The 22,357-nt window shown below is 35.4% G+C and carries 20 protein-coding genes, 1 tRNA gene and 1 pseudogene; 16 read left to right on the top strand and 6 right to left on the bottom strand.

Annotated elements, in window-relative coordinates; all coding sequences use genetic code 11:
• The first annotated feature begins 3 nt into the window (after positions 1 to 3).
• The 10 genes and pseudogenes from HALSAC_RS0105080 to HALSAC_RS15105 all read left to right on the top strand — a co-directional run bounded on the left by HALSAC_RS0105080 (position 4) and on the right by HALSAC_RS15105 (position 10,749).
• The gene (locus tag HALSAC_RS0105080) at positions 4 to 990 is read left to right on the top strand and encodes an ABC transporter ATP-binding protein (protein WP_027339343.1); all 987 of its coding nucleotides are present in this window, start codon (positions 4 to 6) and stop codon (positions 988 to 990) included.
• Positions 991 to 1,002: 12 nt separating this feature from the next.
• Positions 1,003 to 1,971, top strand: coding sequence for an ABC transporter ATP-binding protein (locus HALSAC_RS0105075; protein WP_027339342.1), 969 nt, complete (start codon positions 1,003 to 1,005; stop codon positions 1,969 to 1,971).
• Positions 1,972 to 2,217: 246 nt separating this feature from the next.
• Positions 2,218 to 2,889 carry a hypothetical protein gene (locus HALSAC_RS0105070; RefSeq protein ID WP_027339341.1) on the top strand — a complete coding sequence of 224 codons (672 nt, stop codon included), beginning with the start codon at positions 2,218 to 2,220 and terminating at the stop codon, positions 2,887 to 2,889.
• Between the two features lie 413 nt (positions 2,890 to 3,302).
• Positions 3,303 to 4,940 carry an ABC transporter substrate-binding protein gene (locus tag HALSAC_RS0105065; protein ID WP_027339340.1) on the top strand — a complete coding sequence of 546 codons (1,638 nt, stop codon included), beginning with the start codon at positions 3,303 to 3,305 and terminating at the stop codon, positions 4,938 to 4,940.
• A 312-nt stretch (positions 4,941 to 5,252) separates the two neighbouring features.
• Positions 5,253 to 6,890 carry an ABC transporter substrate-binding protein gene (locus HALSAC_RS0105060; RefSeq protein ID WP_027339339.1) on the top strand — a complete coding sequence of 546 codons (1,638 nt, stop codon included), beginning with the start codon at positions 5,253 to 5,255 and terminating at the stop codon, positions 6,888 to 6,890.
• A gap of 149 nt (positions 6,891 to 7,039) precedes the next feature.
• A complete protein-coding gene (locus HALSAC_RS0105055; RefSeq protein ID WP_027339338.1) occupies positions 7,040 to 8,674 on the top strand; it encodes an ABC transporter substrate-binding protein in 1,635 nt (544 codons plus the stop codon).
• 403 nt (positions 8,675 to 9,077) lie between these two features.
• Positions 9,078 to 9,758: a hypothetical protein gene (locus tag HALSAC_RS0105045; protein ID WP_027339337.1), complete on the top strand. Its 681-nt coding sequence runs from the start codon at positions 9,078 to 9,080 to the stop codon at positions 9,756 to 9,758.
• A 68-nt stretch (positions 9,759 to 9,826) separates the two neighbouring features.
• Positions 9,827 to 9,913, top strand: a tRNA-Leu gene (locus tag HALSAC_RS0105040).
• A gap of 434 nt (positions 9,914 to 10,347) precedes the next feature.
• Positions 10,348 to 10,458 (top strand): annotated as a pseudogene (locus tag HALSAC_RS17800) (hypothetical protein); the annotation flags it as partial.
• On the top strand, positions 10,459 to 10,749 hold the full coding sequence (locus HALSAC_RS15105; protein WP_425402504.1) for a BON domain-containing protein: 291 nt from the start codon (positions 10,459 to 10,461) through the stop codon (positions 10,747 to 10,749). It begins immediately after the preceding pseudogene.
• A gap of 31 nt (positions 10,750 to 10,780) precedes the next feature.
• Here HALSAC_RS15105 and HALSAC_RS0105030 read toward each other — a convergent pair whose 3' ends face one another.
• Both HALSAC_RS0105030 and HALSAC_RS0105025 read right to left on the bottom strand, forming a co-directional pair.
• Positions 10,781 to 11,338, bottom strand: coding sequence for a chromate transporter (locus tag HALSAC_RS0105030; protein ID WP_027339336.1), 558 nt, complete (start codon positions 11,336 to 11,338; stop codon positions 10,781 to 10,783).
• Entirely contained in the window at positions 11,335 to 11,907 is a 573-nt protein-coding gene (locus tag HALSAC_RS0105025; RefSeq protein WP_027339335.1) for a chromate transporter, read from the bottom strand. Before HALSAC_RS0105025 ends, HALSAC_RS0105030 begins: the two co-directional genes overlap by 4 nt.
• Positions 11,908 to 12,256: 349 nt before the next feature.
• On the opposite strand from HALSAC_RS0105025, the gene HALSAC_RS17030 reads away from it, so the two are divergent.
• The 4 genes from HALSAC_RS17030 to zwf all read left to right on the top strand — a co-directional run bounded on the left by HALSAC_RS17030 (position 12,257) and on the right by zwf (position 16,659).
• A complete protein-coding gene (locus HALSAC_RS17030; RefSeq protein WP_156924142.1) occupies positions 12,257 to 12,397 on the top strand; it encodes a hypothetical protein in 141 nt (46 codons plus the stop codon).
• Positions 12,398 to 12,543: 146 nt separating this feature from the next.
• Positions 12,544 to 13,872, top strand: a complete 1,329-nt coding sequence (locus HALSAC_RS0105015; protein ID WP_027339334.1) for an FAD-dependent oxidoreductase — start codon at positions 12,544 to 12,546, stop codon at positions 13,870 to 13,872.
• A gap of 416 nt (positions 13,873 to 14,288) precedes the next feature.
• The gene (gene gnd / locus HALSAC_RS0105005) at positions 14,289 to 15,185 is read left to right on the top strand and encodes a phosphogluconate dehydrogenase (NAD(+)-dependent, decarboxylating) (RefSeq protein ID WP_027339333.1); all 897 of its coding nucleotides are present in this window, start codon (positions 14,289 to 14,291) and stop codon (positions 15,183 to 15,185) included.
• Positions 15,166 to 16,659, top strand: coding sequence for a glucose-6-phosphate dehydrogenase (gene zwf, locus HALSAC_RS0105000; protein ID WP_051412086.1), 1,494 nt, complete (start codon positions 15,166 to 15,168; stop codon positions 16,657 to 16,659). Before gnd ends, zwf begins: the two co-directional genes overlap by 20 nt.
• A gap of 113 nt (positions 16,660 to 16,772) precedes the next feature.
• On the opposite strand, the gene cysK is transcribed toward zwf, so the two are convergent.
• The 4 genes from cysK to HALSAC_RS0104980 all read right to left on the bottom strand — a co-directional run bounded on the left by cysK (position 16,773) and on the right by HALSAC_RS0104980 (position 20,467).
• Positions 16,773 to 17,684: a cysteine synthase A gene (gene cysK, locus HALSAC_RS0104995; protein WP_027339331.1), complete on the bottom strand. Its 912-nt coding sequence runs from the start codon at positions 17,682 to 17,684 to the stop codon at positions 16,773 to 16,775.
• A gap of 215 nt (positions 17,685 to 17,899) precedes the next feature.
• The gene (locus tag HALSAC_RS0104990) at positions 17,900 to 18,913 is read right to left on the bottom strand and encodes an aliphatic sulfonate ABC transporter substrate-binding protein (RefSeq protein ID WP_027339330.1); all 1,014 of its coding nucleotides are present in this window, start codon (positions 18,911 to 18,913) and stop codon (positions 17,900 to 17,902) included.
• Between the two features lie 20 nt (positions 18,914 to 18,933).
• Positions 18,934 to 19,695, bottom strand: a complete 762-nt coding sequence (locus tag HALSAC_RS0104985; RefSeq protein ID WP_027339329.1) for an ABC transporter permease — start codon at positions 19,693 to 19,695, stop codon at positions 18,934 to 18,936.
• On the bottom strand, positions 19,628 to 20,467 hold the full coding sequence (locus tag HALSAC_RS0104980; RefSeq protein WP_035571303.1) for an ABC transporter ATP-binding protein: 840 nt from the start codon (positions 20,465 to 20,467) through the stop codon (positions 19,628 to 19,630). Before HALSAC_RS0104980 ends, HALSAC_RS0104985 begins: the two co-directional genes overlap by 68 nt.
• 617 nt (positions 20,468 to 21,084) lie before the next feature.
• Between HALSAC_RS0104980 and HALSAC_RS0104975 the strand changes: the two genes are divergently transcribed.
• Both HALSAC_RS0104975 and HALSAC_RS15095 read left to right on the top strand, forming a co-directional pair.
• Positions 21,085 to 21,687 (top strand): TonB-dependent receptor, encoded by a 603-nt coding sequence (locus tag HALSAC_RS0104975; RefSeq protein ID WP_169730083.1) that lies wholly within the window; start codon positions 21,085 to 21,087, stop codon positions 21,685 to 21,687.
• A gap of 362 nt (positions 21,688 to 22,049) precedes the next feature.
• A partial coding sequence (locus HALSAC_RS15095; protein ID WP_211231305.1) for a cell wall hydrolase occupies positions 22,050 to 22,357 on the top strand: 308 nt, incomplete at its 3' end.

The raw sequence follows: 22,357 nt of genomic DNA, 5'->3' as shown, positions 1-22,357 counted from the left end.
AAGATGAGTGAAAAGATATTGGAAGTAAATAATCTAAAGACCCACTTTTTTATAAATAAGGGTGTAGTAAAGGCTGTTGATGGGGTAAGTTTTAGTATAAATAAAGGTGAAACCCTAGGTATAGTAGGAGAGTCTGGATCAGGAAAAAGTGTAACATCTTCTTCAGTAATGAGACTAATCCCTACTCCTCCAGGAAAGATTGTCGATGGAGAGATATTATTTAAGGGTGAGAATATATTAAATAAATCAATGGATGAATTTAGAAAGATAAGGGGAAATGAGATAGCTATGATCTTCCAGGAACCAATGACATCTCTAAACCCTGTTTATACAATTGGTGATCAGATAGCAGAAGCTATACAGTTACACCAAGGTCTAGATAAAAAGGAAGCTTTAAAAAAAGCAGTAGGTATGCTAGAGAAAGTTGGTATCCCAGCTCCAGAAGATAGAGTACATGAACATCCTCATCAATTATCTGGTGGTATGCGCCAGAGGGTTATGATAGCAATGGCTTTATCTTGTAATCCAGAATTATTAATAGCTGATGAGCCAACTACAGCTTTAGATGTAACTATACAAGCTCAGATACTAGAGCTAATGAGAGAGTTAAGAGATGAGTTCAATACTGCTATTATGTTGATAACTCATGACTTGGGTGTTATTGCTGAAGTTGCAGATAAAGTAGCAGTTATGTATGGTGGTAGAGTTGTAGAGCAGACTGATGTAAAGACTCTATTTAAGAATCCAAAACACCCTTATACTGCTGGATTGATAAACTCAATTCCGACTTTAGAAGGTGATAGTGGTAGATTAGAACCGATTGAAGGAAATGTACCAGATCCTTTCAGTTTTCCTGAAGGGTGCAAGTTTGCTAATAGATGTCCTTTTGCAACAGATGAATGTATGACTAAAGAGCCGCAATTAGAGAAGGCGGAAAAAGGTCATGATGTAAGGTGTCATAGATGGGAAAATTTAGATTTAAAGAAGTAGGAGGTGAAAGTAATGGATGATGTGATATTAAAGGTAAGAAATTTAAAGAAGCATTTTCCTATTAAGGGTGGAATTTTCGGTAGAGAGGTAAACTCTGTTAAAGCTGTAGATGGTTTGGATTTTGATGTTAAAAGAGGTGAGACTTTAGGTTTAGTAGGTGAATCAGGTTGTGGCAAATCAACTACTGGTCGCTTATTATTACGTTTATTAGACGCAACAGAGGGTAAAGTTGTCTTCCAAGGAACAGATATTCATAAAGCTGGCAAAGAAGAGATGAGAAGGTTAAGAAAGGATATGCAGATGATCTTCCAAGATCCTTATGCTTCCTTGAACCCTAGAATGACCGTTGAGAAGATTATATCTGAACCGATGAAGATTCATAATATAGGTACTAAAGCAGAAAGAAAAGAAAAGGTGAGAGATCTTTTAGAGAAGGTTGGCTTGCCAAGAAATTATGCTAATAGATACCCGCATGAATTTAGTGGGGGTCAACGCCAAAGAGTTGGGATTGCTCGTGCTTTAGCAGTTAATCCTAAGGTAATCGTTTGTGATGAACCAGTATCTGCACTTGATGTATCCGTACAGGCTCAAGTGGTTAACTTGATGCAAGATATTCAAGAAGAATTTGGCTTAACTTATATCTTTATCGCCCATGATCTAAGTGTCGTTCGTCATATTAGTGATAGGGTTGCAGTAATGTATTTAGGAAAGATGGTAGAATTGGCAGATAAGGATGAACTTTATAGTAACCCTAAGCATCCTTATACGAAGGCTTTATTATCTGCTATTCCAATACCAGATCCTGAAATTAAAAGAGAAAAGATTATACTAGAAGGAGATGTTCCAAGTCCAATAAACCCTCCTTCAGGATGTCCTTTCCATACTAGGTGTCCTTTTGCTACAGACATTTGTAAAAAAGAGGTTCCTAAGTTTGAAGAAAAGGATAAGGATCATTTTGCAGCTTGCCATTTAGTGGATTAATTAAAAACGCGATTGCATATTTATGCATTCGCGTTTTTTTTATAGTTGACAAACAAAGGGTTTTAGATTATAATTATTTTTAAAGATGAATTTATATAAGTTGTTAATGATAATTTTGGAGTAGTGGAGAATTTTAGATTAGTATTTAGATCAATGCTAGTCATTAAAATTAAAAAGAGAATAATTCAACTCTTAGTATTTTAAATATTTAATTTTAGGATGTTCTATTTTAAGGAGGTCAATTCAATGAGTAAATTAGTAGAGGAGTATATTTTGTATGATTTGACCAAAAAAGAGCGCGTTGTCTATTTGGCAAAAAAGGATCCTTTCTTAAAGGTTGATAGAATAGCTCAACTTGCCGAAACGACAGCCCATTATGTCAGGACAGTTCTTTCCGAGGCTAATTTATCGCTTACCAAGCTAAGAAGAGAATATGCCAAAAGTAATGGGAATAGAAGTAGGCAAAATGAGCTCTTATTGGATCTATTCAAAGCTGAAGATTCTGGAGGATTAAAGGGGATAGTACAAGATTCTTTGATATTAAATGATTATAGTAAATATCAAGATATAGTAAAGAAAAAGAAAGATTCTCTAGAGAAGTCTGTTTTATTTAAAGAAGATGGCTTACCTATTATGCTAAATACAATCTTTCTTCTTTCTAAATATGGGGTTAAAGATTTTCATCGTTTTAGAGAGCGAAGAGATGTAAAGATATCTGATTTAAAGATAAGGATTGAAGAAGCTAAAAATGATTTAACAAAATACTTAGAAGGAAGTAGATTTTTATTAGTTTTGGAAAAGGATATATCACTATCTGGTCGTTTGGTGGGTCAAGATATAATATACTTGAATCCAGATAAGATGGAACTTATTTTGACGAAGAGTAAAAATAAGTTTAAAGTAGTCAAATGTAGTTAAAAAGATCTTAAATCTAGGTTGATAGTTTAATTATGGGATTTATCACATTACTTACCACATCGGGTTCTTGACAGCTCTAATTAAATCTAGTATAATTATTAATATATATTATTTTAGAATTTATAAAAAATAAGAAGATATTTGAGTATATAAGTGCAGTATGGATAGTTTAGTAGTGAGTAGATAAATTCTAATAAAAGGATTAATCTCTTTAAAGGTGTGTGCTAAGTATCCTGAACTTAAAAGTTTAGGATATTATTATTTTGTTTATTACTAAATTGCTTCAAATTATTTTTTCAACTCTGTAAATGACTTATATAAGTCACAAGTTATGTTTTTAATCGTATTTAATTGAGTAGTTTAGTATATTTAAATTTAAAGTACAAAAAGTATTAGAGGAGGAAGTAGTAGATATGTTTAAAAGAAAAGGTTTTTTAATGAGTATAGCATTAGTATTAATGCTAGTTATTCTTGTTGGTTGTGGAGGTCAAGAAGAGGTTAAAGAAGAAAGTCAGATAGCAGAAGATCAAAGGTATGGTGGAACTTATATGGGAAGGTTAAGTTCAGACCCTCCTACATTAGATCCAGCTCATGCAACAGATACTACATCAACTAAAGCTATTGATAATATTTTTGATGGCTTAGTAAGGTATGATGAAGATCTGAATGTAGTACCTGCAATTGCTAAGGATTGGGATATTAGTGATGATTCCTTAACTTGGACATTTTATTTAAGAGATAATGTATATTTCCATGATGGAAATCATCTAACTGCTGATGATGTTGTATATTCTTTTAGTAGAATATTAGATCCAAAAACACAGTCACCACGTGCTTGGTTATTTGATAGAGTAGAAGGAGCAGAAGCTTTCCAAAATGGAGAAGCAGATGCTGTAAGTGGTCTTAAGGCGCTTGATGATTATACAGTAGAGATTACTCTTGCTGAGCCATTTACTCCATTCTTATCAGTGTTAACTATGGAGGTTGCTTCAATAGTATCCCCAGAGGCAGCTAAGGAGTATGGAGATGACTTTACTAGAAATCCAATAGGTGCTGGGCCATTTGAGTTTGTAAGTTGGAGAAATGATCACCAACTAGAATTGGTTAAAAATGAAAATTATTATATTGATGGCCTTCCTTATTTAGATGAAGTAGTATTTAGAATAATCTCTGAATCATCTCCGGCCTTTGCTGAGTATGAGCAAGGTAACATTTATGAGATGGCAGATGGAGATATTCCTGATGGACAGATGCAAAGGGTATTAACTTCTGATGAATTTTCAGAAGAGTTAATCAATGTTCCAACATTAGGAACTTATTACTTTGGGTTTAATACAGAGGTAGAACCATTTAACGATAAAAAAGTAAGGCAAGCTATGAACTTTGCAATTAATAGAGATATAATTGCAGATGTTTTAATGAATGGTACGGTTACTCCAGCAAGGGGTATCTTGCCACCAGGAATGCCAGGATATAATGATGAAATTGAAGGATATAACTTTGATGTAGACAGAGCTAAAGAGTTATTGGCAGAAGCGGGGTACCCTGATGGATTGCCAGGAACTTATGAGTTAGCTTATAATACTGATGATACTCACCAAAGTATCGCAGAAGCATTACAGAGAAATCTAAAGAGTATAGGTGTAGATGTTGAATTAATTAATATGGAATGGGGAACTTATATAGAAAAGGTTGATGATGGTGATACTGAGATGTTTAGATTAGGTTGGATTGCAGCTTATGCTGATGCCGATTACTTCTTACATCCGCTATTTCATTCATCAAATGCAGGACCAGGTGGAAATGGTGCTTTCTATAGTAACTCAGAGATTGATGAAATGTTAGATAAAGCTAGAGGTATGGAGCCAGGTGAAGATAGAGTTGAGCTTTATCAAGAAGCAGAGAGAATCATTGTTGATGATGCACCATGGATTCCAGTTTATCACTATGCTCGTGTTGGTTTAGTGAAGCCTTTTGTTAATAATTATTTTATGGGTGCTACTGGTGAATTCCCATTAACTGAAGTGTGGTTAGATCCAGATCACCAATAATTAAATAATCCTACATTTAACATTAGATGTCAACTTTTTTAGAGAATTCTCTAAAAAAGTTGACATCTTTTGTTTTTATTGATAAAATTAATAATGGTTTTTGTTAGTTTTGTTGTAGGGAGTAGGCTTAATTTTAATTGCTGAATCAATTTAGATATAAATATTAAATACTTACTTATATACTTACTTATATAATGACTTATATAAGTAAGTATATAAATCGTCTTCTATTTATATTTTTAAGATTTAGTAGTTTAGTATTTAGTAGAATTTTGATTATAATAAAAAGTATTAGAGGAGGAAGTAGAAGTTATGTTAAGAAAAAGAAGTATTTTAAGTGTTTTGACTTTAGTTTTAGCTTTAGTGGTTTTGGTTGGTTGTGGAGCTCAAGATCAAAGTGAAGATTTAAGAGAGGTAAGTGAGGGAGATAGGTATGGTGGAACGTATTATGCTAGATTAGCTTCTGATGCACCTACTTTAGATCCTGCTCGTTCTACAGATAGTACATCGTCTAGGGTAATTGAAAATATCTTTGATCGATTAGTAGAGTTTGAAGGGGATTCAGAGATTGTTCCTGGTCTTGCTACAGATTGGGATATAAGTGATGATGGATTAGTTTGGACTTTTGATTTAAGAGATGATGTTTATTTCCATGATGGAAATCATTTTACTGCTGAAGATGCTGTTTACACTTATACTAGAATTTTAGATCCAAAGACACAATCTCAGCGTTCTGGTTATTATGTGAGGATAGAAGGGGCAGAAGATTTTCGTGAAGGAAAGATTGATTATGTACCCGGGTTAAAAGCTCTAGATGATTATACTTTAGAAATTACATTAGAAGAGCCTTTCACACCATTTTTATCTATATTAGCAGTAGCTAGTGGATCAATTGTTTCGCAAGAGGCTGTTGAAACCTATGGTGACAATTTTGCACAAAATCCAGTCGGGACAGGTCCTTTTGAATTTATAGATTGGCAAAGTGATCATCAAATTGTATTAGAGAAGAATCAAAATTATCATATAGAGGGGCGCCCTTATTTAGATAAGATCGTCTTTAGAGTAGTTTCAGAATCTGCTGCAGCTTTTGCAGAGTATGAGCAAGGTAATATATATGAGATTGTTGATGGAGATATTCCTGATGGTGAAATGCAGCGTGTAGTACACTCTGATGAATTCATTGAAGAATTAATCTTAGAGCCAAGGTTAGGAACTTATTATTTTGGGTTTAATGTGACATCAAAACCTTTCGATAATAAGAAGGTACGCCAAGCTATTAATTATGCTGTGAATAGAGATACCATTGTTGATGTAATAATGAATGGAACAGTAAAACCAGCTACTGGTGTATTGCCTCCAGGAATGGTTGGATATGAAGATGACTTGGAAGGTTATAGTTATAATCCTGAAAAGGCAAAAGATTTATTAGCAGAAGCAGGTTATCCAGATGGATTGCCAGGAACTTATGAATTAGCTTATAATACTAGTGATGCACATCAAAATGTTGCAGAAGCATTGCAAGCTAGTTTAAGAGGGATTGGTGTTGATGTAGAGCTATTGAATTTAGAATGGGGTACCTATTTAGAGAAGATAGAAAGTGGAGATTCTGAGATGTTTAGGTTGGGTTGGGTTGCTAGTTATCCAGACCCTGATAATTTCTTGTATAATAACTTTCATTCTATTAATATAGGAGGAACTAATAGTCCTTATTATGATGTTCCAGAGATTGATGAGATGTTAGATAAGGGTAGAGGTATGCTTCCAGGAGAAGAGAGAGAAGAGTTATATGCGCAGATTAATAGAAGACTTGTAGATGATGCGCCTTGGATACCTATCTATCATTATTCTAACTTGGTATTGTTAAAGCCTTTCGTTAATGATTTTGATGTAACTGCCCGTGGAGAAGAAGCTAGATTGACAGATGTCTGGTTACATCCAGATTACCAATAAATAAATTGGTTAAATGAAAATATAATAACAAGTAAATATTAGTAGAGTAGAGAGTAGAATAGTTAGCTAAGGTAATTTAAATTATCTTAGCTAATAATTCTACTCTTTTTATGCTCAATTAAATAAAAATATATTTCAGGAGGTTTTTTATGTTAAAGAAGAGAATTATTTTTACAGTATCATTGCTATTAGTATTTGCCTTACTTGTAGGTTGTGAATCTGCACAAGAGAATGTGGGATTAGAAGAAGTAACTGAAGAGCAAAGATATGGTGGAACATTTCAAGGTAGGTTAAGTTCAGATCCTCCTACCCTAGACCCAGCCCATGCTACAGACACTACATCTACCAAGGCTATAGGAAATATTTTTGATGGTTTGGTAAGATATGATGAGGAATTAAATGTAGTGCCTGCAATTGCTAAAGATTGGGATATCAGTGATGATGCACTAACTTGGACATTTTACTTAAAAGATAATGTATATTTTCATGATGGGAATCATTTAACTGCAGATGATGTAGTATTTACTTTTAGTAGAATATTAGATCCAAAGACCCAATCACCAAGAGCTTGGTTATTTGATAGAGTAGAAGGAGCTCAAGCTTTCCAAAGTGGAGAAGTAGATGCTGTAAGTGGGCTTAAGGCCTTAGATGATTATACAGTAGAGATTACCCTTGCTGAGCCCTTTACTCCATTCTTATCAGTGTTGACAATGGAGGTTGCTTCAATAGTATCACCAGAAGCAGTTAAGGAGTATGGAGATGATTTCACTAGAAATCCAGTAGGTGCTGGACCATTTAAATTTACAAGTTGGAGAAATGACCATCAGTTGGTATTAGAAAAGTATGAAGATTACTATATAGAAGGTAGACCTTACTTAGATGAAATTGTCTTTAGAATAATTTCTGAATCATCACCAGCCTTTGCTGAGTATGAGCAAGGTAATATCTATGAGATGGCTGATGGAGATATTCCAGATGGACAGATGCAAAGAGTATTAAATGCAGATGAATTTGTAGACGAATTAATTAATGTACCTTTATTAGGGACATATTACTTTGGATTTAATAATGAAGTAGAACCTTTTGATAATAAGAAAGTAAGACAAGCTATTAATTATGCTTTAAATAGAGATACAATTGCAGATGTTTTAATGAATGGTACGGTAGAACCTGCAAGTGGTATCTTGCCACCAGGAATGCCTGGATACAATGAAGAGATTGAAGGTTATGGCTTTGATGTAGATAAAGCTAAGGAGCTATTAGCAGAAGCGGGATATCCAGATGGGTTACCAGGAACTTATGAACTTGCTTATAATACTGGTGATTCTCACCAGAGCATAGCAGAAGCATTACAAAGGAATCTAAAGAGTATCGGTGTAGATGTTGAATTGATCAATATGGAGTGGGGAACTTATATTGAAAAGACAGATAGTGGTGACACAGAAATGTTTAGAATGGCATGGATTGCTGCTTATGCTGATGCTGATTACTTCTTATATCCTCTATTCCACTCTGATAATGTTGGTGGAGCAGGAAATGATGCATTTTATAGAAACCCAGAGGTTGATCAGATGTTAGATAGGGCTCGAGGTATGGAACCAGGCCAAGAGCGTATTGAGTTATATCAAGAGATTGAAAGTATTATCGTTGATGATGCACCATGGATTCCAGTTTATCACTATGCTAGAGTCGGTTTAGTTAAGCCATTTGTTAATAATTATACTGTTGTAGGAACGGGAATTTTACCATATACAGATGTATGGTTACATCCAAATCATCAATAAAATATATATTTAAAAAGAAGTAGCTTTTTAGCTGCTTCTTTTTGCGTTATAGTAATAAAGTGTCACTTTCGTGCCACTAGTAATGGGTAATGAGTGAAGAGTAATGAGTAAAGTCAAGAACTCACACCTCACCCCCTTCGGGTCTATCGACCACTCCGTGCAAAACCAGCCTCTCCTCCTCTGAAGAGAGGGGGAAAGTAGTTCCCCTTCTCCTTAGATAAGGGGTTAGGGGATGGGGTCTGAGGTTTTAAGGTTTTACCCATTACTCATTACTGATTACTCATCACCAGTAATAAAGCTACGCTTTATTACTATAAAGAAAAAATTTCAAATTCTCATACATAAAATAGCATAGGTTAGGGATAATACTCCATATAAAGATATTAATATGGAGGGAAAAAAGATGAAGTTAGAAGAATTGACTAAAAAAGAACAGATTATTAATTTTGCTCGTCATGATCCTTTTCTCAAGATAAGTGACATAGCTGAGAATGTTGAGACTACACCTAGGTATGTAAGAACAATCTTATCCGAAGCTAACATATCATTAATGGATCTAAGGGAGAAGTATGCAAGAAATATGGAAGAGCGTTTAGCAGTAAAAGGGGCTAACTTACAAAAGGCAACGGTAAAGTTGCTAAAGGATAAGGGTGAAATAAATGTAGGTAAGATTAACTTGAAAAGGGTTGATAACCTGCAGTTTAGAGAGTTGGTTAAAAGAAACCCAAAAGAGGAATTATATAAGATAGTTCAGACCAAATTTGTTGATGGAGCACCTTATAGCATACAAGAGATTATCACTTATTTAAGTTCTGACATTAATGAAGAGAGGATAGCTGATTTAGAATCTCTGTATGAATTGTTTGGTAATAAGGGGATCGAAGGGTTTAAGTTTAGAAATAATGTAGTACAAGTAGAGAGGGGTAATCCGATAATCTCTTCTCAGTTATCATTACAAGATAGCGATCCAATAGTAAAGAGCCAACGTGTAATACTAATAGATAAGATGCCAATAGGTATTGAGAACTATTACTTTGATGCTAATAGTATTCAACTAGTATTTCCAGGAGAATTGGTAGTGTAGTAGTTAGAAACTAACTACTAATAACCCGTTGACTTTTAAGATTTATATGTTATAATTATAGAAGAAATGCCGAGGTGGCGGAACTGGCAGACGCGTAGTGTTGAGGGCGCTATGGACAATTGTCCGTGTGGGTTCGAGTCCCACTCTCGGCACCATATATTTTTAAGATATTAGTTTGTATCAGAAAATTTGTAATTTCATAAGGGATTAAATGATTTTGATAAAAATCAAAAATCACTTTATATTAGATAATACCACCCAGTTACCATTAATTGGGCTATAAAATGGATACTTGTAGCCATTATAAGATTTAACTAAAAAGACACACTGTGAGAGTTCACTCTCACAGTGTGTTTTTTTATTATTGGCTTTATTATTATGTATAAAAAAAGTTAATATAGTATGATTAGCTAAAGACTTAAGTATCAAAAAACATGTAGCTATAATTTCAAAGTATAATTATCTGCAAACCTTCTAATACTAATTATAGGTTGTATAATGAATTAAAAGGAGGAGAAGTAATGGCTAAGGATAATAATCTCCAAGAGATAATTGAAAGCGATAAAAATCTAAGACCTTACGCCTAAAAGTAGATGAAGATTCTGATTATGTAAGAGTGACAGGGATAGTAGATAGTTTAAGTGAAAAGAAGCATGCCCAAAGAATTCTTGAGGATGCAGCTGGTGGTAAGGAGATTGACTTGGCTATCAGTATCAGTACAGATGGAGCAATTGATGATGAGGATGTCCAGATGGAGGTCGGTGAAGAGTTAGCTATGGATCCTAAACTAAAAGGAAAGGTCGGAGTTAAGAGCATAAAAGGTGTAGCTCATTTAATGGGAAATGTAGAGAGTAAAGAATTAAAAAAAATAGCAACTAAGACTGCTTCTAAAGCCCGTGGTGTAACAGAAGTAGTTAATGAAATTAAGGTGGGTGATAATAAAGAGGAGGATCTCTTTCATACCCAAGTAAGAAATGATGATGACGGATAATTAGCTATGAGCCAAGATTTTTAGCTCACAGCTAATATTTGAATATAACCCCTGCAATTCCAGCCCCTACTAGATATAGTATGGGGTGCTTTTTATATCTATTGATAAGGTAAAGAAGTATAGCCAACAATATTACTGCTTGAAAATTAATTTCTCTCAATATATCTTGAATATTGTTAGAAGAAAGGAATAACTCTTCTTTTCCCAACTCAAAGGCGACAAAAGCGATTAGACCTGCTACTGCCGGTCTGATTCCACTCAAACCGCCTTGGACTAGAGGATGTTGATTGAATTTGATAAAGTAATGAGCAACTAGGAGAATTATAATTACTGATGGAGTTACCAACCCTATTGTAGCAATAATTCCTCCTAAAGTACCAGCAGTATTATAACCTACAAAAGTAGCGACATTGATACCTATAGGACCTGGGGTTGATTCAGATATAGCTATCATATTAAGAAGATCTTCATTTGTAATCCAACCATACCTTTCTATAAGTTGTTGGACAAATGGTAGGGTAGCAAGACCACCACCTATAGAAAAGAGGCCTATTTTAAAGAACTCAAAGTAGAGTCTAATATATATCATTTCTCACCATCACCTTCATCTTGAATTTTTTTATTAGATAGCCTTTTTGATTGGAATAAGATTCCTATAATTGCTGCATTGATTATTACTATAATTGGGGATAGCCTAAGTAGGGTAAGGAGGAGAAAGGATATCCAAAACAGGAAAACTCCTATCCAATTATCGACAGATTGTTTCCACATCTTTATAACTATATTTATGATTAAAGCTATCACACCAATCTTGATACCATTAAAGGCATATTGTATTAGTGGATAATCAAAAAATATCTGAAAGAATGCGGCTATTGTAGTGATTATTATTAAAGAAGGTAATAGCATTCCTGCTGTTGAAGCCAGGGCACCTTTGATTCCATTGATCTTATAACCGATCAAGGTAGCTGTATTTATAGAAATAATCCCCGGTGTACATTGGCTTATGGCATAATAGTTCATTATTTCTTGGGCGTTGGCCCATCCTCGTTCTTTAACTATCTCCCTTTGAATAATCGGCAGCATAGCATATCCTCCACCAAAAGTAAAGGCTCCGATTCTAAAGAATACAATAAATAATTCTAAAGCTGTTTCCATAAAGTTATCTCCTTTCTAGAGTATTAAAAAAATCCATTATAATAAATGATACAGTAAATTGCTAGTAGTGTCAACGGTCTGCCAGTTAGGGATTATAGTAATAAAGCGGAGCTTTATTACTAGTGATGAGTAATGGGTAAAACCTTAAAAAAACAGAAACCCCTTTGTTACCTAAGACTTATAAGAGGTTTTGAGATTTTGACTTTACTCATTACTCTTCACTCATTACCCATTACTAGTGGCATGAAAGTGCCACTTAATTACTAGTAAGTTTAGATTTTGAATAATTTCTTAGAGATTAGCATAGCTTAAGCATAGTAATACTACTATAAAAAAGGAGGTAAGTTAAATGAAGATATTGATTCCTTTTTATTCAACATATGGACATACATATAAGATGGTTGAGGCAGTAGTAGAAGTTGTAGAAAAGATAGAGGGGTCAAGGCAGTTCTGCGTAGAATTAAAGAGACCCTTCCAGAGGATAGATTAAAAAAGATAGGTGCCTTATAGATTCCAAAGACCTTTTCTTATATATTAGAGTGTACCTTAGAAGATCTAAAAGAGTCAGATTCCAAGGTGAGCATATAGCCAAGATTACTAAAAATTTAATTGACTAGCCAATAAGGAGGAAAATTGATGAAAGTAGCCGTTATTGGATGTACTCATGCAGGAACATCAGCAATAGTAAATATAGCTCAAATGCACCCAGAAGCCCAGATAACCGTTTATGAAAGAAATGATAATATATCCTTTTTATCTTGTGGGATAGCCTTGTATGTAGGTGGAGTAGTAGAGGATACTGGTGGCCTATTTTATTCATCACCTGAGGAACTATCTAACTTAGGTGTAAAGACTAATATGCTCCATAATGTCCTAGAAATAGATGTAGAAGGCAAGAAGCTTAAGGTTAGAGATATGGAGAAGGGTAAAGAGTTTGAAGATAAATTTGATAAGTTAATAGTAACGACAGGATCTTGGCCGGTAATTCCTCCAATAGAGGGGATAGATTTAGAAAATGTAATATTATCAAAGAATTTTGCCCATGCTAATGATATAATTAAGAAAGCAGATAGATCTCAAAAGATAACAGTAGTAGGAGCGGGATATATAGGGGTAGAGCTTGTAGAGTCTTTTCAAAGAAATGGGAAGGAAGTTACTTTAATAGATATGGAGAATAGAATATTAAGTAAGTATCTTGATAAGGAGTTTACCGATCCAGCAGAAGAAGATCTAACAGAGAAGGGTATAATTTTGGCTTTGGGAGAAAGGGTAACTCGTTTTAAAGGTGACAATGGAAAGCTTTCTAAAGTTATAACAGATAAAGGAGAGTATAAGAGTGATTTGGTGATTCTTTGTATAGGGTTCAACCCAAACACTGAATTGCTTAAAGGTCAGATCGATCTATTAGATAATGGAGCAATTGTAGTAGATGAATATATGAGAACTAGTAAGGATTGGGTATATGCAGCAGGTGATTGCTGTGCAGTTAAATATAATCCAACAGAAGGGCATAAGTATATTCCTCTAGCTACTAATGCAATTCGGATGGGGAGGTTAGTAGCTCAAAACCTAGTTGAACCTAAGATTGAATACCCTGGAACCCAAGGAACTTCGGGAATAAAAATATATCGTTACAATATAGCTGCTACAGGATTGACTGAGATCACAGCCAAAGAAGAAGGTATAGATGTTAAGACAGTAACAGTAAAGGATAATTATCGCCCTGAGTTTATGCCAAAGTATGAAGAGGCCCACTTGAAGGTTGTATATCATAAGGAGTCTAGAGTTATATTGGGAGCTCAGATAATTTCAAAGGCAGAACTAACTCAATTTATCAATACAATGTCGGTGGTTATTCAAAATAAGATGACTATAGATCAGTTGGCCCTGGTAGATTTCTTTTTCCAACCTTATTTTAATAAACCTTGGAATTTATTAAATATGGCAGGGTTGAATGCTAAGTAAAAAATAAAAAAGAGTCTCTATAATATTAACTATAAAGAATAAAAAGAAGGCTTAGGGTACAGAACACCTTAAGCCTTTTAAAGGTATTGCTTCTTATCCTTTATGATATAGTTTGTGAAAGTTTCAAATTAGTAAACTCCTAATAAAAGTAGGATTAGGATTAAGAATAAGATAAACTCATAACCAGTTCCAACGCCAACTCCAGGTTTTCCAGGTGCGCCCATTATTACTCCCCCCCTTCTTTTGATTTCAATATATATTATGCAATGGAGAAGAAAATGTTACAAATTACTTATTGGTGTTATTAAGAAGGATTTTTATTATCAATGGAGAATTGTTAAATTAAACCAGTATAATTAATAGGGATAAGTTCTTTAGGATAGTAATAGACTATTAAGAGGAAAGGAGAGGTTAAGATGGAGATAGGAATCGTAGGTTTGGGTCGGATGGGTATTAATTTGGCTTTGAATTTAATGGACAATGGACATAAGGTGGTAGGTTATAATAGAAGCGTAGAGAAGGTTAAGGAGTTGGAGAAAAAGGGAGCAGAAGGTGCAACTTCTTTGGAGGAATTAGTAGGAAAGTTATCGTCCCAAAGGGTTCTGTGGGTGATGCTTCCTGCTGGTGATGTAGTTGAGGATATAATCAATCAATTATCTGACCTTGTAGATGAAGGAGATATTATAATAGATGGTGGTAATTCTAAATATACTAATACATTAAGAAGAAATCAGTTCTTAAGTGACAAAGGAATTCACTTAGTCGATGCTGGTACAAGTGGTGGTGTTGAGGGTGCACGCAATGGGGCTTGTATGATGATTGGAGCAGAAGATGAGGTCTTTGCTAAGTTAGAGCCAGTCTTTAAGGATGTGAATGTGGAGAGGGGGTACCTTCATACAGGGCCAACAGGCAGTGGTCACTTTGTTAAGATGGTTCATAATGGTATTGAATATGGGGTACTCCAAGCTATAGGTGAAGGTTTTGAGGTCTTAGAGAAGAGTGACTTTGATCTGGATTATAAAGAAATTGCTAGGGTTTGGAATCATGGTTCGGTAATTAGGAGTTGGTTGATGGAGTTGACAGAGAGTGCTTTCTCTAAGGATCCTAAATTAGATGATATTAAGGGGGTAATGGACCACTCAGGTGAGGGGCTATGGACTGTAGAAGAGGCTCTTAAGTTAGAAGTGCCAATACCTATAATTGCAAATTCTCTCTTTATGAGATATCGATCTAAGCAGGAGGATACCTTTTCAGGTAAGGTGGTAGCAGCTCTAAGAGGGGAGTTTGGCAATCATGCTGTTGAGAAAAAGTGACTTAAAGAAAGGAAATAATTTTCAATTTATTATCTTTGGAGGTACAGGGGATTTGGCCCATCGTAAGCTGATCCCTGCTTTTTATAATCTTTTAGACCGAGATTTGTCAGGAGAGGATTTCTCTGTAATAGGTATTGGAAGAAGGAGTGAGAATAGAGAGGAGTATCTAAACTCCCTTTATTCATCTTTGGAAGAAGCGTTAAGTGGGAAGGTTAAGGAAGATGTATGGGATAAGTTAAAGCAAAGGGTTGACTATATAAAAGCTGATTTTAAAGAGAGTAGAACCTATGAAGATTTGAAAGACTATTTAAATAAAATTGATGATAAAGGTGAAGGTGATAGAATATTTTACTTGGCAGTCGCCCCTAACTTCTTTGATCTAATAGTTGACAAGCTAGATGAGTATGATCTGGCTACTTCTTCTGGCAAGGGGTGGAGAAGGTTGGTGATTGAGAAGCCTTTTGGTCATGATTTAGAGTCGGCAAAGAGGTTAAATAAAAGGATTACACAGGTCTTTTCTGAAGAAAATATCTATCGAATAGATCATTATTTGGGTAAAGAGATGCTGCAGAGTATCTTGGTTATCCGCTTTGCTAACCTTCTCTTTGAGCCAATTTGGAATAACCGTTACATTGATAATGTTCAGATAATCTCTACAGAGCCCTATGGAGTTAAGGATAGAGGTAGATATTATGAGAAAGCTGGAGCACTCAAGGATATGGTCCAAAACCATATGTTTCAGATACTATCTTTGATTGCTATGGAGCCACCGGCACAGATGGAGACTAAGGATATAAGAGATGAGAAGGTAAAGATCTTAAAGTCCTTGATAGAGGGTGAAGATGGTGAAGTAGACTCTTGGGCTATTAGAGGTCAATATGGAGAGGGTGAGATAAGAGGGGAGAAGGTTATCTCTTATCGCGATGAAGATAGGGTGGATAATAGCTCTAATACTGACACCTTTGCTGCTTTAAAGGTCTTAGTCGATAATCTTCGCTGGTCAGGGGTTCCCTTTTATATTAAGACGGGCAAAAGGCTACCGGAAAAGGTGACTAAAGTTATTATAGAGTTTAAATCAGATTTTCATCCAGCCTTCTTGAAGGGGGATGAACCAAGGCCTAACCTTTTAGTTATCAAGGTTCAACCAGAAGAGGGAGTTTATCTACAGTTTAATGCTAAGGAGCCAGGTAGTGATGCTCAAATTATTCCTGTCAAGATGGACTTTTGTCAGAACTGTCAGGTAGGGCTCAACTCACCAGAGGCCTATGAGCGTTTGATTCATAATGTCATCTTAGGAGATCAGACCCTCTTTACTCGTTGGGATGAGGTCGAGTATGCTTGGCGCTTTATTGATAAGATTGCAGATTATTGGAATGAGAATAAGGGAGACTTTCCAAATTATAGGGCTGGAAGTGTTGGCCCGGAGGAGAGTAAAGAGCTTTTAGAAATGGAAGGTCGAAGATGGTGGGATTAGATTAAGAGCAGAGGATAGATAATAGATTAATAAAAAGCCCCCCTTAACTGTCTACAGTTAAGGGGGGCTTTTTATTAGAAGAGAATTAACTCTTATATAGCTTTAATATATCTTTAAAACAGTCCAGTACTTAAATATCTCTCGCCAGTGTCAGGAGCAATTGCTAAGACTTTTTTACCCGGGCCAACCTCCTTGGCAGCCTCAATAGCAGTATGGACTGCTGCTCCCGAGGACGGGCCAACGAGAATCCCCTCCAAAGCAGCCAACCTCCTTGCTGTCTCCAAAGCATCCTCGTCATCAATCCGATAGACCCGATTATAGATACCTCGATTTAAGGTGTCTGGGATGAAACCTGGTCCCGTTCCAGGTACTTTATGAGAACCTGATTCACCACCTGAGATAACAGGGGAGTTCTCTGATTCAACTATATAGACCTTAAGATCATCTATAGCCTTCTTCAACTCCTCACCAGTTCCAGAGACCGTTCCTCCAGTTCCAGCAGTAGAGACCAAGATATCCAAATCACCATCGAAGGCCTCGATAATCTCCCTAGCTGTAGTAGGGCGGTGGGCATCAGGGTTGGCCGGATTATTAAATTGATTGGGCATAAAGGAGTTCTCCGTTTCCTCCAATAATTCTTCGGCCTTCTCCAAAGTTCCAGTCATTCCCTTATCACTAGGGGTAAGGACTACCTGGGCACCATAAGCTCTCATCAATTGTATTCTCTCCTTAGAGGCCGTCTCTGGCATAAGTAGTATCGCTTTATATCCTTTAACAGCAGACACCATAGCCAGGCCGATACCAGTATTCCCACTGGTAGGCTCTATAATAGTACCTCCAGGCTTAAGTTTTCCTTCTTCTTCAGCCACCTTAATCATATTATAAGCAGGCCTTGCCTTAACACTCCGGCTAGGATTAAAGGACTCCAACTTCACATAAACCTCTGCGCTACCAGCAGGAACTACTCTATTCAACTTAACGATCGGTGTATTTCCGATTAAATCCAAGATACTATCAACCTTCATAACAGACCTCCTTTCTTAGTTGAGTATTACTGTAGATAAAAAATTAAGAAATTAAAAGATTTTTTTACCACTAATGAACACGAATACACACGGATAGAAATTAAATTCTTAAATTTTAAAATTGATCTTAATTAATGGTTTTTGATTAGTGAAAATTAGTGTTAATTAGTGGTTCCAAAAGATCTTTGCTTTTGATTTTTGTTCTTTGATTAATCTTAATTATTATCTAAAAATTCTTCCAACAAAGTTGTATCAATTAACCCTTCGATACTCACATCACCGCTGATTACACCTAGCTCCTTGGAGATTTCAGCTAACTCTTGCATGATGCCTTCATCAAGGACTGAGGTGAATTCAGTTCTATTTAAAGATCTATCCAAGATATCCAAAGAAAGTTCTTGGTCGGTAATTCTCTTAATCTCTGATTGCATTAATTCTAGACTCTCTTGACGATTATTGTTTATATAATCAGTAACCCTTTGATGGGCTCTCAAGAAGGTCTTAACAGCCTCCTCATTTCCAGCGAAGAATTCATTTGTAGTTGCTATAACAGTAGCAGGCATTCTACCTTCCCAAGGCAGGTCATCCCACTCAACAAATACCTCTGCTCCAATCTCATCTTCCATTCTAGAGGCCCAAGGTTCAGCTATTGCAGCTCCCTCTATCTGTCCTTGCTCAAATAGACCGATCATAGTAGCAGGATCTTGAATTATATGTTCTATAGTACCGCCGTGATTCTCCATTCTTAGATCATTATCCCACATCCAACGGCGTAGAACCAAGTCATGGCTACATGCGATTCCTGGAGTAGCAATTCTCTTATGGTTAAAGTCCTCTGGAGAAGTAATAGTACCATCACCAGCAGTTACAATTACATTACCACCGATACTTGCATTTCCTAGTATCTTAACATCTCCACCTTGTAAGAATCTATTGATAGCAGGTGCTGGGCCAATATACCCAATATCAATCTGATCTGTAGCAAGGGCATCCATAAATACTGCACCTCTAGGGAAGGTCTTCACATTAACCTTCACATCATCACCAAACTCCTCTTGGAAGATTCCCTCGGCTACACCTACCAATCCTTGACCATTATTTAAGTTAGGGAAGTATCCTATAGTAATCTCTTCTATACCTTCAGTACTTGCACTCTCATCAGCTGCACAACCACTTATCACCAAAACACTTACTAATAATAAAACTAAAATAATCTTCTTATTACTCATTATTATCATCCTCCTTAAAATTAATTATTAGAATTCAAACCCCATCTCTCTAAAACTCTATTTTCTAAGGGTTTAAAGATTAACCCATCAGTAACTGAACCCAAAGTAGCTATAATAATCATAATTGATATAACCATACTCATATTTCCAAGTTCTCGAGCCCACATTAGAAGCTGACCAAGTCCTTGCCCGCTTCCCAAAAGCTCTCCAGCCATCAAAGCACGCCAAGAGAAGGCCCAAGATATTCTCATCCCTGTAATCAAGTGGGGGATAGAAGCGGGAATGATAACCTTAAAAAACAACTTATATCCCTTAACACCCATTGTCTTAGCTGCTTTAATCAGTGTTGGATCTACATTCTTAATTCCTGTAGATGCACTCATTACCATATTCCAGGTACCACCTAAAACAACAATAAAGATAATGGCAGTCTCTCCCATTCTAAACCATAAAATAGCAAGTGGTAGCCAAACTATAGAAGGAATACTCTGTAGAGCTAAGATAAAAGCTCCTAAAGTTTCATCTATTAGCTTAGAAGAAGCGATCAGTAGACCTAAAAAGGTTCCAACTCCTAAAGCAATGGCATAACCAATTAAAAGCCTTCTAAAACTGTTTTGCAAAGCTATTATAAAACGACCACCTACAAATCCATGATATAGTGTATCCCAGACTTGCAAGGGGGAAGGGAATAAAATCTGTGGCCAAATTGCTAATCTATATATTACTTCCCATATCACGAGTAGGATCCCAAGGAAGAGAACTCTCTTCAAAGTTGTACTCATCACCCATCTCCTCCTTCATTACTTTTTCAATTTCTTCTTTAAGTATATCTAAAATTTTATCTTCAAGGTGGACTAGATACCCTTTATTCATCTGACGAGGGCGAGCTGCTTTAACCTCAAAGGTTTCTTTAACATTACCAGGCTGTGTACCAAAGATTACTATTTTATCTGATAGTTGTACAGCCTCTCTAATATTATGTGTAACGAATATAATCGTCTTCTTAGTCTCCATCCAAATCTTTTGTAGCTCATATTGGAGCATAAGTCTAGTCTGTTCATCTAAAGCTCCAAAAGGTTCATCCATCAAAAGAATCTTTGGATTCATTGCTAAAGCTCTAGCAATAGCAACCCTTTGTCTCATACCGCCAGATAATTGATGGGGGTAGGAGTCTTTAAACTTACTTAAATGGACCTTCTTAATGTTATCTATGGCTATCCTTTCAACCTCATCTTTTTTTAGTCCCTTCTCTTTAAGAGAGAAGGCTACATTATCAAAGACATTAAGCCAAGGAAAGAGTGCTGCATCCTGAAAGACAACTCCTCGATCGCTTCCAGCTCCAGAAATCTCATTACCTTCAACCAGTATACTCCCAGAGCTTGGATTTTCTAAGCCAGCAATTATATTTAATAGAGTAGACTTACCACATCCAGAAGGGCCAAGTAAAGAGATGAATTCCCCTTCTTTAATATCCAAATTAATATCCTTTAATACCTGAAGGTTAGAACCATCCTTTTGTTTAAAACTTTTTTGTATTTTTTCTATTTTTAACATAATAAACCTCCAATTTTAGCTGTTGGCTATAAACTATCAGTATTAAAATTTTTGACCAATAATAGGTGATAGGAGAAGCTATCTGAAATTAATCCCGAGTATTCCGATAAGTAATAAGGTTTTATATGGGTTAATTATACAAGTCATTTAATCCCTTGTCAATACCTATAAGGAAATTTCTTAAATATCAGCTCTCAGTTTTCAGCAATTAGACATCAGTTAAGTTCAAAGATATTTAGTACTCTAATTGATGAAAGATAGTCATAAGAAAAAAATGAACCTTTATCATTATTAATTATGACAAATCTATAATCATTCTATTTAAGTAATTAATTTTAGTGGTTTATATTCAAATATTGATTTAAAATATCCATCGGCTTCAAAAGGATTATTTTTGAATAAATTCGTATACTTTCTCTTTTAAAATAGAACAAAGAAGTTTAAATTTCATAAGAAAACTGATATAATTATTTGTATCTTGAGATGTTTAATAGAAGATAAAGGGATAATCAGGAAATTGAAATTAGAAAGGAAAGGTAAAGCTAATGAAGAAGTATCTAATAATATTTATTTTTATCCTTATTTTAAGTTTAAATTCTCAGGTTGATGCAAGGGGGTTGGAGTTCAATAGCGGGGCTACATATAATAACTTTATATACTCCGATATTGAAGATGGAGAGGTTAACAATGACAAGTGGGTTAGAGAAGAGTTGAATGAAGGTAGAGGACATTACTTTGAAGGGACTTATTGGTTAAATAATAGGGTTGGTTTAGGTCTTGGCTATCAGAAAAGTATTTCAACTTGGGATTCTATAGAATATTATGATGAAGAAAGTTATAGAGACTTTAGGTCAGATTATAACTTAAGCTCATCTTATGGGAGATTGGCTTATCGGTTGAATAATAATGTTAATTTAGATTTAGCGCTAGGAAATTATAGCTATAGTGAAGATTATTATGCTGATTATTCTTGGCTAGAGAAAGATTCTAATAAAAAGGTATTAATAGGTGAGGGCTATGGGTATCGGGTCGGTAAAGAGGTTAATCATAATCTCAGCGAAAGGTTATCATTAAATACTAAGGCTTTTTATCAACAAGCAAAGATCAATCTATTAGAGAGTTATGATAATGATAAAGGTTCATTGATAGAGATTGAAGAGGATAAGGTGCTGGGTATTAGCGGTTTAGGTATTTCTTTAGGAGTTTCATATAGGTTTTAAAGAGAAGGGGTTGTCTCGAAAAGAGGCGCCCCTTTTTGATTGAAGTTAAGATGTGTAGTAATAAAGTGTCACTTTCGTGCCACTAGTAATGGGTAATGAGTGAAGAGTAATGAGTAAAGTCAAAATCTCAAAACCTCTTATAAGTCTTAGGTAACAAAGGGGTTTCTGTTTTTTTAAGGTTTTACCCATTACTCATTACTGATTACTCATCACCAGTAATAAAGCTACGCTTTATTACTATAAATCTCAACCCTGATAAAATTCACCAACTACATCTAAATAGAACTTCAAAACTTTTGTATATAAAAGAGATTAATAGCAAAAGATAAGATTAATCAATATTAAGAAATAAGGAGGAAAAAATGAAAAAAGGAGCAATCTTTCTATTGGTTTTTCTTTTGGTAGGTGTTGGTTTCTTTGTTTATAGTATTCATCCTGAAGTTAATCTTCAAGAGAGTGAGGCAGGAACCCCAGATTTCTTTAGTCTATCTCCAAAGTTAAGGTTAATGGCTAGGACAATTCATGCCGAGGCAAGGGGAGAGCCTTTTATAGGTAAAGTAGCTGTAGGGGCGGTTATTATGAATCGTTATCGTGATGCAGATTTTCCAAATACCATACCAGGGGTAATCTATCAACCTTGGGCCTTTACTCCGGTAATGCATGGTATAAT

Source organism: Halonatronum saccharophilum DSM 13868 (assembly GCF_000517025.1).
GTDB classification, from domain to species: domain Bacteria; phylum Bacillota; class Halanaerobiia; order Halobacteroidales; family Halobacteroidaceae; genus Halonatronum; species Halonatronum saccharophilum.
The sequence above is the reverse complement of the archived record's forward strand: the minus strand, read 5'-3'. Positions and strand labels throughout refer to the sequence as shown.

Excerpts from the sequence above, each read along its gene's own strand:
- HALSAC_RS0105080 (WP_027339343.1), top strand. The coding sequence starts at position 4 with ATGAGTGAAAAGATATTGGAAGTAAATAATCTAAAGACCCACTTTTTT.
- cysK (WP_027339331.1), bottom strand. The coding sequence starts at position 17,684 with ATGAAGGTTGATAGTATCTTGGATTTAATCGGAAATACACCGATCGTT.
- HALSAC_RS0105025 (WP_027339335.1), bottom strand. The coding sequence starts at position 11,907 with ATGGAAACAGCTTTAGAATTATTTATTGTATTCTTTAGAATCGGAGCC.
- HALSAC_RS0105070 (WP_027339341.1), top strand. The coding sequence starts at position 2,218 with ATGAGTAAATTAGTAGAGGAGTATATTTTGTATGATTTGACCAAAAAA.
- HALSAC_RS0105045 (WP_027339337.1), top strand. The coding sequence starts at position 9,078 with ATGAAGTTAGAAGAATTGACTAAAAAAGAACAGATTATTAATTTTGCT.
- HALSAC_RS0104990 (WP_027339330.1), bottom strand. The coding sequence starts at position 18,913 with ATGAGTAATAAGAAGATTATTTTAGTTTTATTATTAGTAAGTGTTTTG.
- HALSAC_RS0104985 (WP_027339329.1), bottom strand. The coding sequence starts at position 19,695 with ATGAGTACAACTTTGAAGAGAGTTCTCTTCCTTGGGATCCTACTCGTG.
- HALSAC_RS0105030 (WP_027339336.1), bottom strand. The coding sequence starts at position 11,338 with ATGATATATATTAGACTCTACTTTGAGTTCTTTAAAATAGGCCTCTTT.
- HALSAC_RS0104980 (WP_035571303.1), bottom strand. The coding sequence starts at position 20,467 with ATGTTAAAAATAGAAAAAATACAAAAAAGTTTTAAACAAAAGGATGGT.
- HALSAC_RS0105060 (WP_027339339.1), top strand. The coding sequence starts at position 5,253 with ATGTTAAGAAAAAGAAGTATTTTAAGTGTTTTGACTTTAGTTTTAGCT.
- gnd (WP_027339333.1), top strand. The coding sequence starts at position 14,289 with ATGGAGATAGGAATCGTAGGTTTGGGTCGGATGGGTATTAATTTGGCT.
- HALSAC_RS0105015 (WP_027339334.1), top strand. The coding sequence starts at position 12,544 with ATGAAAGTAGCCGTTATTGGATGTACTCATGCAGGAACATCAGCAATA.
- zwf (WP_051412086.1), top strand. The coding sequence starts at position 15,166 with ATGCTGTTGAGAAAAAGTGACTTAAAGAAAGGAAATAATTTTCAATTT.
- HALSAC_RS0105075 (WP_027339342.1), top strand. The coding sequence starts at position 1,003 with ATGGATGATGTGATATTAAAGGTAAGAAATTTAAAGAAGCATTTTCCT.
- HALSAC_RS0105055 (WP_027339338.1), top strand. The coding sequence starts at position 7,040 with ATGTTAAAGAAGAGAATTATTTTTACAGTATCATTGCTATTAGTATTT.
- HALSAC_RS17030 (WP_156924142.1), top strand. The coding sequence starts at position 12,257 with ATGAAGATATTGATTCCTTTTTATTCAACATATGGACATACATATAAG.
- HALSAC_RS0105065 (WP_027339340.1), top strand. The coding sequence starts at position 3,303 with ATGTTTAAAAGAAAAGGTTTTTTAATGAGTATAGCATTAGTATTAATG.